9 protein-coding genes are annotated in these 10,901 nt (G+C 45.5%); 8 read left to right on the top strand and 1 reads right to left on the bottom strand.

Going from position 1 to position 10,901, the window contains the following annotated elements:
- Positions 1-55: 55 nt before the first annotated feature.
- On the top strand, positions 56-2,539 hold the full coding sequence (locus AABI08_RS05665; protein WP_338343898.1) for an ATP-dependent Clp protease ATP-binding subunit: 2,484 nt from the start codon (positions 56-58) through the stop codon (positions 2,537-2,539).
- A gap of 106 nt (positions 2,540-2,645) precedes the next feature.
- Here the strand turns inward: AABI08_RS05665 and AABI08_RS05660 are convergent, their stop codons facing one another.
- Positions 2,646-3,323 carry a prepilin peptidase gene (locus AABI08_RS05660; protein WP_338343899.1) on the bottom strand — a complete coding sequence of 226 codons (678 nt, stop codon included), beginning with the start codon at positions 3,321-3,323 and terminating at the stop codon, positions 2,646-2,648.
- 255 nt (positions 3,324-3,578) lie between these two features.
- On the opposite strand from AABI08_RS05660, the gene rpsL reads away from it, so the two are divergent.
- From rpsL to AABI08_RS05625, 7 genes are all read left to right on the top strand, one after another.
- Positions 3,579-3,992 (top strand): 30S ribosomal protein S12, encoded by a 414-nt coding sequence (rpsL, locus tag AABI08_RS05655; RefSeq protein ID WP_047975034.1) that lies wholly within the window; start codon positions 3,579-3,581, stop codon positions 3,990-3,992.
- Positions 3,993-4,006: 14 nt separating this feature from the next.
- The gene (gene rpsG, locus AABI08_RS05650; protein WP_047975033.1) at positions 4,007-4,477 is read left to right on the top strand and encodes a 30S ribosomal protein S7; all 471 of its coding nucleotides are present in this window, start codon (positions 4,007-4,009) and stop codon (positions 4,475-4,477) included.
- A 125-nt stretch (positions 4,478-4,602) separates the two neighbouring features.
- Positions 4,603-6,714 carry an elongation factor G gene (gene fusA, locus AABI08_RS05645; RefSeq protein ID WP_338343900.1) on the top strand — a complete coding sequence of 704 codons (2,112 nt, stop codon included), beginning with the start codon at positions 4,603-4,605 and terminating at the stop codon, positions 6,712-6,714.
- 133 nt (positions 6,715-6,847) lie between these two features.
- On the top strand, positions 6,848-8,002 hold the full coding sequence (locus tag AABI08_RS05640) for an ABC transporter ATP-binding protein (protein ID WP_338343901.1): 1,155 nt from the start codon (positions 6,848-6,850) through the stop codon (positions 8,000-8,002).
- Positions 8,002-8,832 (top strand): ABC transporter permease, encoded by an 831-nt coding sequence (locus AABI08_RS05635; protein ID WP_338343902.1) that lies wholly within the window; start codon positions 8,002-8,004, stop codon positions 8,830-8,832. Before AABI08_RS05640 ends, AABI08_RS05635 begins: the two co-directional genes overlap by 1 nt.
- On the top strand, positions 8,829-9,632 hold the full coding sequence (locus AABI08_RS05630; protein WP_338343903.1) for an ABC transporter permease: 804 nt from the start codon (positions 8,829-8,831) through the stop codon (positions 9,630-9,632). The genes AABI08_RS05635 and AABI08_RS05630 overlap by 4 nt, the downstream gene beginning before the upstream one ends.
- Positions 9,629-10,711: an ABC transporter substrate-binding protein gene (locus AABI08_RS05625; RefSeq protein WP_338343904.1), complete on the top strand. Its 1,083-nt coding sequence runs from the start codon at positions 9,629-9,631 to the stop codon at positions 10,709-10,711. Before AABI08_RS05630 ends, AABI08_RS05625 begins: the two co-directional genes overlap by 4 nt.
- The last annotated feature ends 190 nt before the right edge of the window (positions 10,712-10,901 follow it).

Genomic DNA, 10,901 nt, shown 5'->3' with positions numbered 1-10,901 from the left:
ATAATATGTACCAATATCGGATTCGACATTCCCCGTTATGATATAAGGAGGGAAAATGGAAAACAAGTATACTAGTTCTGCAGAAAACGTCTTGTCATTGGCACAAGACCAAGCAAAGTATTTTCAACACCGTGCCGTTGGGACGGAACACCTACTCCTAGCCTTGTCTTTGGAGCAAGCGGGCGTGGCGGCCAAAGTTTTGGCTGAATTTAACGTCAATAGTGACAAAATCAAAGAGGAAATTGAACGGTTTACGGGCTATGGGATGGACCAGGATGCGAACCAGGAATCCTACCTACCATACTCACCTAAGGCCGCTTCGATTTTGAAGTGGGCAGCCGATCAAGCGGACTTGATGGGACAGGCTGAAGTAGGAACGGAGCATTTACTCTTATCACTGCTCCAGGATGCAAGCATCCTGTCATCCCGGATTTTGATTGGCTTAGACGTCAATTTGAAAGACATGAATAAGGCGATTTTACGTCGCTTGGGCGTGACTGATTTACGCAAACAGGCAAAACAGCAGAAAGCCAAGGAGCTGGGTACGCCAACTTTGGATAAATTAGCGCGGGACATGACCGAAGTCGCCAAAGCTGGTAACTTGGATCCCGTCATCGGTCGTGATACTGAAGTTCGGCGTGTCGTCCAAATTTTGTCCCGGCGGACAAAGAATAACCCCGTCTTAGTTGGTGAACCAGGTGTTGGAAAGACCGCCATTGCCGAAGGATTGGCACAACGAATTGTGGCTGGTTTGGTGCCAGATTCATTGAAGAAAAAGCGCTTGATGGCCTTGGATATGGGATCATTAGTCGCGGGTACCAAGTACCGTGGTGAATTTGAAAGCCGACTTAAGCAAGTCATCGAGGAAATTGAAGCGGATGGACACGTGATTCTCTTTGTTGATGAATTGCATACTCTCGTTGGTGCCGGTGGCGCGGAGGGTGCCATTGATGCGGCTAATATCTTAAAGCCCGCTCTTGCTCGTGGGGACTTGCAGATGTTAGGTGCAACGACCTTTGATGAATACCAGCAATACATCGAGTCTGATGCTGCTTTGGAACGCCGTTTTGCTCAGGTAACGATTAATGAGCCATCAACGGCCGAAGCAATTACCATCTTGAATGGTATTAAGAAGAAGTTTGAGAACTTCCACCAGGTTGATATTGACCAGGCAGCTGTTGAGGCAGCCGTTAATCTGTCATCACGGTATATTACCGGCCGGTTCTTGCCCGATAAGGCGATTGATTTGATGGATGAAGCGGCGGCCAAGGTGCGGATTGACGATGTCGATCGGGCAACGCCACTTCACAAGGACCGGGTTGAATTGGTCAAGATTCAAAAGGCCAAGGATGAGGCCATTGCCGCAATGGACTTTGAAAAGGCCGCTGATTTGCGCTTGAAAGAAATGGGCTTGCGAAAGAAGATTGATCGGGCCTTGCTTCGTAAGGAAAAGAAGCAGGAAAAGGATCAAAGCTTTGGTTTGAAGGTGACGCCGGCCAACATTGCTCAAGTCATTTCTCAGCAAACCGGGGTACCGTTGACTCAAGTTGAAAAATCAGAATCTGATCATTTGGTGAACTTGGAAAAGGAATTGGGTAAGCGCGTTATTGGGCAGAAAAAAGCTGTTTCGGCAGTTTCTCGTGCCATCCGTCGTTCACGGTCAGGCTTGTCTGACCCGAACCGGCCAATTGGAACTTTCCTATTTTTGGGACCAACTGGTGTTGGTAAAACCGAGTTAGCGAAGGCTTTGTCCGAAATCATGTTTGGTTCAGAAGACAATATGATTCGGGTTGATATGTCCGAATACCAAGAGCAGTATTCTGCTTCACGACTAATTGGATCGGCGCCAGGCTATGTTGGTTATGACCAAGGTGGCCAATTGACTGAACAGGTCCGTAACCACCCTTATTCTATTATTCTTTTGGATGAGGTGGAAAAGGCCCATCCTGACATCTTTAATTTGATGTTGCAGGTCTTTGATGATGGCTTTTTGACGGATGCCAAGGGCCGGAAAGTCAACTTTCGTAATACTGTGATTATTATGACCTCCAACTTGGGCGCAACTCGGTTGCGGGATGAGAAGATGCTTGGCTTTGGCTCAACTGATTTGAAAAATGATGACCAGGCTGTGGCACGCAAGATTCGTGAAACGGTCAAGGAAACCTTCCGGCCAGAGTTTATCAACCGGATTGATGAAGTCTTGGTCTTTGATGCATTGACCAAGGATGAGGTTCGCCAAATTGTGCGCCTGATGACCAAGTCATTGCTTCGTCGGGTAGCCGAGCAGGGCATCAAGGTCAAGATGACGATGGCTGCGATTGATGCCATCGCTGATGCGGGTTATGACCGCGAATACGGGGCTCGGCCAGTTCGTCGGGTAATTCAGACCGAGGTCGAAGATAAGCTCTCAGAGGCGCTTCTAGACGGTGAAATTACCACGGAAGATGTTGTCACAATTGGTGCGCAACATGGTCAAATTAAGCTAAAGATTAAGAAATGCGAAACGCCTGAAAAAAAGGGCGAACTCGTTAAGGAATAGCACAAAAAATGGCCATCGGAGTGGTAAAAATCTGGTGGTCAGCGTGCAAAGAGCTAGGGAAACCTAGCTTTTTTTGTGCCTACAAATGTTGACTTGGTGTTTGCTTTTAGGAGAGAAAAGAGTTGAACAAATTGGCCAAAACAAAACCGACAAACAAGAAGGGGATGAAGGGCAGGCGCCTCTGCTGATTTTCTTTATGAAGTGCTAAATAAATCAGTGTGCTGGTACTGGAAAAGAGCAAGAAAAGGGGAAAGGCCTGCTCGGTGAGAGAGAAGAAACCAATTGCTAAAACTGGTATGTCACCCGAACCGAGAAAACCACGGTATGTTAGCCATAGGACTAAAATAATTAGGGCAGTCAACAGCCAACCGTTATAGGGGTGATGAACGAACAGGATTAAGATGGCGACCCACAACCAAGCTAACCATGCTGAGCAGGTCATGGTGGCCCAATCTTCTTTGGCTAGGTAAAGTAAAAGGTAGGCAGAGCAAAGAGCCCACAGGCTACTCTGGCGAAAGAGAACTGTGAGGAAAAGCGGCAGAATTCCTTCAAGGATAACCAGTAACCGCCAGTTGGCAAAAGGTTGTTTGCAGTAACGGCAGCGTCCCTTTAAAAACCAAGCCGAGAAAACGGGGATGAGGTCATACCAAAACAGAATGTGGTGACAACTGAAACAGTATGAGCGCTTTGTCCACAGAAAAAGATTTTGACTGGACCGGTCGGCCAGGCAAAAAATCAGGGAGACGATGATTAAGTTGGTTAAATATAGTAAAATGTTAGTCATAGGGGGTTAGACGAAAGTTGACCCTAAAAATTAAAATCGGCCCTTAAAAAACTGGCAAAAAGCCCTTGACATTAGCTCTAAACCTGCTATTATATTCAACGTGCTTTTAAGTCATTAGTCCTTTTGCGCGGGTAAAACCGGCAAAAGGCCTGTGTAAAGGCAAGTCGAAGCAGGACTTCCAGGAGCATTTTTGTTTATGAACAAAAATGATACGCCTGGAACTGTGAAAAAACAAGAATGAAGGAGTATAGTAGGATGCCTACAATTAACCAATTGGTTCGTAAGTCACGTAAGTCTCAAGCGACTAAGTCAAAGTCACCAGCCTTGAACTTCGGCTACAACTCAATGAAGAAGAAGGCAACAAACAATGTTGCCCCACAAAAGCGTGGAGTTGCGACTCGTGTCGGAACTTTGACACCAAAGAAGCCTAACTCAGCTTTGCGTAAGTACGCTCGTGTACGTTTGTCAAACTTGTACGAAGTTACTGCTTACATCCCAGGTATTGGTCACAACTTGCAAGAACACTCGGTTGTTTTGATCCGTGGTGGTCGTGTTAAGGATTTGCCTGGTGTGCGTTATCACGTTATTCGTGGAGCCTTGGATACTGCCGGTGTTGACGGCCGTATGACTTCACGTTCAAAGTATGGAACGAAAGCTCCTAAGAAGTAAGGAAAGGACAACTCATGCCACGTAAAGGTTATACGAAGCGTCAGGAAGTTTTGCCTGACCCAATTTACAATTCAAAGTTAGTTTCACGTTTGATCAACAAGTTGATGGTTGATGGAAAGCGTGGAACTGCTTCAACTATCTTGTATGCAGCTTTTGACCGCATCAAGGAAACTACTGGTAACGAACCATTGGAAGTTTTCGAACAAGCAATGGAAAACATCATGCCAGTTTTGGAAGTTAAGGCCCGCCGTGTTGGTGGATCTAACTACCAGGTGCCAATCGAAGTTCGTCCAGACCGTCGGACTACTTTGGGCTTGCGTTGGTTGGTAAATTACGCTCGTTTGCGTAACGAACACACAATGGAAGAACGTTTGGCTAAGGAAATTATTGACGCAGCCAACGAAAACGGTGCTTCTGTTAAGAAGCGTGAAGACACACACAAGATGGCTGAAGCCAACCGTGCCTTCGCACACTACCGTTGGTAGGATTTTCGTAAAAGTGGATTTTGGTTCACTTTTACGGGCCTACTAATAGGCTCATAATTTTTAAAAAAGCGAACAAATATTGCTCGCTTTTTGTTGCAACTAGGATAAAAAATTAGGAGATCATCATGGCAAAGCGTGAATACCCGCTTGATCACACTCGTAATATCGGTATCATGGCCCACATCGATGCCGGTAAGACGACGACGACAGAACGAATCTTGTACTATACAGGTAAGATTCACAAAATTGGTGAAACACACGATGGTGCTTCACAAATGGATTTCATGGAACAGGAAAAGGAACGTGGAATCACGATCCAATCAGCCGCTACTACTGCTGTTTGGCGTGGATTCTTCGACCAATATGAAAAGAACCCGTTCCGTGTTAACATCATCGATACTCCAGGTCACGTGGACTTCACAATCGAAGTTGAACGTGCCTTGCGTGTCTTGGATGGTGCCGTAGCCGTGTTGGATGGTGCTGCTGGTGTTGAACCACAGACTGAAACTGTTTGGCACCAAGCAACGACTTATAACGTTCCCCGGATTGTTTTCGTTAACAAGATGGACAAGTTGGGTGCTGATTTTGAAATGTCAGTTAACTCAATGCACGAACGTTTGCAAGTTAACGCTGAAGCTATTCAATGGCCAATTGGTGCAGAAGATGACTTCGAAGCCGTTATTGACTTGATTGAAGAAAAGGCTTACTACCCAACCGATGACTTGGGTTCAACTTGGGAACCACGCGAAATCCCAGCTGACTACCAAGACATCGTTTCAACAAAGCGCGAAACTTTGGTTGAAGCCGTTGCTGATGTTGACGAAGAATTGATGGAAAAGTACCTTGAAGGTGAAGAAATTTCTATCGATGAATTGAAGGCTGCTATTCGTCGTGCCACATTGAATTTGGAATTCTATCCTGTTTTGGCTGGTTCAGCCTACAAGGATAAGGGTGTTCAAATGATGTTGGATGCCGTTGTTGATTACTTGCCAGGTCCTCTAGAAGTTCGTCCTTATGTCGCAACTGACCCTAAGACTGATGAAGAAGTTGACTTGGTTGCCGATGACTCAAAGCCATTTGCTGCCTTGGCCTTCAAGATCATGACGGATCCATTCGTTGGTCGTTTGACATTTATGCGTGTTTATACTGGTACTTTGCAAGCCGGTTCATACGTACAAAATACTTCTTCAGATACTCGTGAACGTGTTGGTCGTTTGCTCCAAATGCACGCTACTTCACGTACTGAAATCGAAGAAGTCTTCTCAGGTGATATCGCTGCTGCGATCGGTTTGAAGAACACGACTACTGGTGATTCTTTGACTGCTGTTGATCACCCATTGGTTTTGGAATCAATGGAATTCCCAGAACCAGTTATCGAATTGGCCATCGAACCAAAGACAAAGGCCGACCAAGACAAGTTGGCTACTGCTTTGCAGAAGTTGGCTGAAGAAGATCCTTCATTCCGTGCCACAACCAACCAGGAAACTGGTGATACTTTGATCGCCGGAATGGGTGAATTGCAGTTGGACATCATGGTTGATCGTATGAAGCGTGAATTTAACGTTGAAGCCACTGTTGGTGCTCCTCAAGTTGCTTACCGTGAAGCCTTCACGAAGGACGTTAAGGCGCGTGGATTCTTCAAGCGTCAGTCTGGTGGTAAGGGACAATATGGTGATGTTTGGATTGAATTCTCACCAAACGAAGAAGGTGCTGGCTTCGAATTCGAAGACGCCATCGTCGGTGGTGTTGTTCCTCGTGAATACATCCCTTCAGTTGAAGCAGGTTTGAAGGATGCTTTGAACGCTGGTCCTTTGGCAGGCTTCCCATTGGTTGACTTGAAGGCCAAGTTGTACGATGGTTCTTACCACGATGTCGATTCTTCTGAAGCTGCCTTTAAGATTGCCGCTTCATTGGCTTTGAAGGAAGCTTCAAAGACTGCCGGTGCCGTTATTTTGGAACCAATCATGGCTGTTGACATCGTTGTTCCTGAAGAAAACCTTGGTGATGTGATGGGACACGTTTCTGCACGTCGTGGTTTGATTGAAGGACAAGAAAACCGTGGACCTGTTTTGGCTGTTAAGGCACAAGTGCCTTTGTCAGAAATGTTTGGTTATGCAACGACTTTGCGTTCAGCAACGCAAGGACGTGGTACTTTCCAGATGGTCTTCGACCACTATCAAGCCGTTCCTAAGAACGTTCAAGAAGAAATTATCAAAGCACAAGGTAAGGAAGCTTAATTGCTTCTTTCACTCATTGTCTGAAAACCAGGTTGCTGCGGCAGCCTGGTTTTTTGTTTCCGAAAAAATTTTAAAGTTTTGTCTGTTGTCTCATTTGTTGTAAGATGGTGACAATAATGATTGGAGAAGTAACATGGTTGAAAAGATGCCAATTCTTGAATTTTCCAAGGTCGCCTTATCTTTTGGTGACACGGAAGTATTAAAGGAAATTGACCTGGTCTTAGAATCAGGGAAATTTTATACACTATTGGGCCCATCCGGTTCCGGAAAGTCGACGATTTTGAAACTGATTTCTGGTCAGTTACAGGCCGATGCGGGCAAAATCTTTTTTGAGGGACAGGTCATCAATGATGTACCGGCTGAAAAACGACGGGTAAACACAGTTTTTCAGAATTATTCCCTTTTTCCAAATATGAATGTCTTTGACAATGTGGCCTTTGGTCCGCGTTTAAAGAAGATGGCCGAAAAGGACATTCAAGACAAGGTCAAGGAAATGTTGGGCTTGGTCAAGCTGTCAGGCTTTGAACGCCGAGAAATCAGTGAGCTTTCAGGTGGGCAACAGCAGCGGGTGGCCATCGCCCGCGCTTTGGCCAACGACCCGGAGGTTCTCCTCTTGGATGAACCATTGTCAGCCTTGGATTATAAGTTGCGCAAGGAATTGCAGCAAGAATTGCGTAATATCCAGAAGCGCCTGGGGATTACCTTCGTCTTTGTGACCCACGATCAAGAAGAGGCCCTAGCGATGTCGGATTGGATTTTCGTCATGCATGATGGTTTGATTCAGCAGAATGGAACTCCAGAAGATATTTATGATGAACCAATTAATCACTTTGTTGCTGATTTTATTGGGGAAACCAATATCGTGCCTGGTATTATGAAACATGATTATTTAGTTCATTTTGTCGGCAAAGATTTTGAAAACGTGGATGCCGGCATGCGGCCAAACGAACGGGTGGAAGTCGTCTTGCGGCCAGAGGACTTGGATTTGACGGACCCCGCTAATGGTAAATTAGTGGTGACCATTCAAGACCAACTTTTCCGTGGGGATTACTACGAGATTACGGCCGTTGATGATGACATGAATACCTGGCAGGTTCAGGCGACAAACCCGGCAACCGTTGGTGCGCGAGTTGGCCTCACCTTTGACCCTGAAGATATTCATATTATGCGCTACAACGAAAGTGAAGCTGCCTTTGATGCCCGACTGGAATCCTACGATGAAGAAGAGGCCGAAGCGGCTTTGCAAGCTGCTAAGGATGATCAGTCGCAATCAGGAGGACAAGGCTAATGGCACTGTCTTTTAAAAAACAAAAGCAGGGCTTTACTTCTGCTTATATGGGAATTTATGGCCTGTGGCTCTTAGGCTTTGTGGTGTTACCGCTCTTGTTGCTCCTCTTTGAGTCGTTGCAGGACCAGAACCACCATTTTACGCTGGCAAATTATCAGGCCTTTTTTACCTCGGGCTCTTACTTAGCGATGACCTTTAATTCCATCTGGTATGCCTTTTTGATTACCGTGATTACATTGGTCTTTGCCTATCCGACCGCTTATTTTTTGACAACTTTGAAAAATAAGCAGTTTTGGCTACTGTTAGTTATTTTGCCAACCTGGATTAACTTATTGCTAAAGACCTATGCCTTTATTGGTTTGTTAGGGCAGGGGGGACTAGTCAACTCGACTTTGACGGCGGTTGGTTTTCACCCCATGCAATTACTGTTTACCGATTGGTCATTTCTCTTGGTAGCGGCTTACGTGGAGCTGCCTTTCATGATCTTGCCGATTTTTAACGCCTTAAGTGATATCGACCCATTGCTAACGGCTGCTAGTCGTGATCTTGGGGCGAACTCATGGCAAACTTTGAAAAAGGTCATCTGGCCCTTATCGATGCCCGGGGTAAAAGCCGGCATTCAAGCGGTCTTTATCCCCAGTCTGTCACTCTTTATGATTACCCGTCTGATTGGTGGTAACCGGGTGATTACACTGGGAACCGCCATCGAAGAGCACTTCTTAGTGACTCAAAACTGGGCCTTTGGATCGACGATTGGTGTCATCCTAATCGTAGCAATGGTGATTACGATGCTCTTAACACAGGATAAGCAGAAGGGAGGTCGGTCATGAAAAAAATCAGAACCCCATATTTGATTGTGATGTTTTTGATTCTTTACTTGCCAATTTTGTACCTTGTCTTCTATTCCTTTAATGCGGGAACAACCATGCAGGGCTTTGCTGGCTTCTCCTTTAAGCATTATGGCGAGCTTTGGCAGGACACCCGCTTAATCGATATCGTTTTTGAAACGGGCATTGTGGCCTTGCTGTCTTCCTTATTAGCAACCATTATTGGCACACTAGGTGCATTGGCAATTTTTCGTGTCCACCGGCGGGCGGTTAAGGGCGCTTTGCTTTCCCTGAATAACGTTTTATTGGTTTCGCCTGATGTCATCATTGGGGCGGCGTTCTTAATTCTCTTTACGACCTTTAAGTTCTCGCTTGGCTTTGTCACGGTTTTACTGGCCCACGTTGCTTTTTCAATTCCCATTGTGGTTTTGATGGTCTTGCCTCGATTGCAGGAAATGAACCCGGATTTGGTCTTGGCCGCCCAGGATTTAGGGGCTCGGCCAACCCAGGTCTTGGGGCAGGTCACAATTCCAGCGATTACGCCAGGGATTGTGGCGGGCTTTTTCATGGCCTTGACCTATTCATTGGATGACTTTGCCGTGACTTTCTTTGTCACTGGAAACGGGTTTTCGACTTTGGCTGTCGAAATTTACTCACGTGCCCGCCAGGGGGTTTCATTGGAGATTAATGCCTTGTCGGCACTGATTTTCCTCTTTTCTCTGGTAATTGCTGCTGCCTACTACTTTATTAACCGGTTAAATCAGCGCCAAAAGGCTCCGGAACTAAGGGAGAAGGTTAAATGAAAAAAGTTTTCTTAAGTATTTTAGCCATTTTACTGGTTGTTGTTGGCCTGGTGGCCGGGAAAGCCGTCTTTGATAATAGTCGTAAGGATGAGGTGACGGGCGAAAAAGTCTTGAACTTCTATAATTGGGGTGACTATATCGATCCTGATTTGCTGACCAAGTTTACCAAGGAGACCGGCTATAAGGTGAACTATCAGACCTTTGACTCGAATGAGGCCATGTACACCAAGATTAAACAGGGTGGGACGAACTATGATTTAACGGTTCCATCCGATTATATGGTCGATAAGATGGCCCAGGAAGGCATGTTGGCCCCATTGGACAAGTCCAAGATTACGGGGATGAATAACATTGATTCACGGTTCTTAAATCAGACCTTTGATCCGCACAACAAATACTCCGTTCCATATTTCTGGGGGACGTTGGGGATTCTCTACAATAAGAAGAAGGTTAGTGCTGATCAGATTGATACCTGGTCGAAGCTGTGGTCGCCACAATTCAAGAAGCAAATTATGTTAGTTGATTCAGCCCGTGATATTTTGGGGATGACCCTGATTTCGCAAGGTAAGTCCGTTAACGACCAAAATGTTGCGGATTTAGCGGCGGCTAAGGGGAGGTTAGATACTTTGATGCCAAACGTCAAAGCCATTGTGGCCGATGAGTTAAAGATTTATATGGCCCAGGGAGAGGCTAGCATTGGGGTGACTTACTCTGGTGAAGCAGCTCAGGCTATGTCACAAAATTCGGACTTGGCCTATTTGGTACCTAAAGATGGTTCAAACGAATGGTTTGATAACTTGGTAATCCCAAAGAATGCCAAGCACAAGGATGCGGCCTATGCCTTGATTAACTTCTTAAATAAGCCGGAGAATGCTAAGCAAAATGCTGAATACGTTGGCTATGCGACGGCAAACAAGGGAGCCTATGCACTGTTGCCGGCTGATGAGAAGTCTGATCCAGCCTTTTATCCATCCGCTGCTACTTTGGACCGGTTGCAGGTTTATCAAACCTTCAACCAAGAGTGGACACAACGTTATAATGATGCTTTCCTAGAATTCAAAATTTCACGGCCATCATAAAATAAATGATTTTGCTGATTTTTTGATGAATGAAATCCGCGTTAATGGTCAAAAGGAATGATTTTTGTTAAAATTAATGAATACGGTAAAAATTACCTGCTGATTCTAAGCGAAAAGAATTTGTCAAAAAAATAAAATAAATCAGTGGAAACCCTTGCTAGTCAAGGGTTTTTCTGTTATTATATTCAAG

The sequence above is a fragment of the Fructobacillus evanidus genome (genome assembly GCF_963580165.1).
GTDB lineage: Bacteria > Bacillota > Bacilli > Lactobacillales > Lactobacillaceae > Fructobacillus > Fructobacillus evanidus.
This window is presented reverse-complemented; position numbering and strand designations above follow the sequence as displayed.

Excerpts from the sequence above, each read along its gene's own strand:
- AABI08_RS05635 (WP_338343902.1), top strand. The coding sequence starts at position 8,002 with ATGGCACTGTCTTTTAAAAAACAAAAGCAGGGCTTTACTTCTGCTTAT.
- AABI08_RS05640 (WP_338343901.1), top strand. The coding sequence starts at position 6,848 with ATGGTTGAAAAGATGCCAATTCTTGAATTTTCCAAGGTCGCCTTATCT.
- rpsG (WP_047975033.1), top strand. The coding sequence starts at position 4,007 with ATGCCACGTAAAGGTTATACGAAGCGTCAGGAAGTTTTGCCTGACCCA.
- AABI08_RS05630 (WP_338343903.1), top strand. The coding sequence starts at position 8,829 with ATGAAAAAAATCAGAACCCCATATTTGATTGTGATGTTTTTGATTCTT.
- fusA (WP_338343900.1), top strand. The coding sequence starts at position 4,603 with ATGGCAAAGCGTGAATACCCGCTTGATCACACTCGTAATATCGGTATC.
- AABI08_RS05625 (WP_338343904.1), top strand. The coding sequence starts at position 9,629 with ATGAAAAAAGTTTTCTTAAGTATTTTAGCCATTTTACTGGTTGTTGTT.
- AABI08_RS05660 (WP_338343899.1), bottom strand. The coding sequence starts at position 3,323 with ATGACTAACATTTTACTATATTTAACCAACTTAATCATCGTCTCCCTG.
- AABI08_RS05665 (WP_338343898.1), top strand. The coding sequence starts at position 56 with ATGGAAAACAAGTATACTAGTTCTGCAGAAAACGTCTTGTCATTGGCA.
- rpsL (WP_047975034.1), top strand. The coding sequence starts at position 3,579 with ATGCCTACAATTAACCAATTGGTTCGTAAGTCACGTAAGTCTCAAGCG.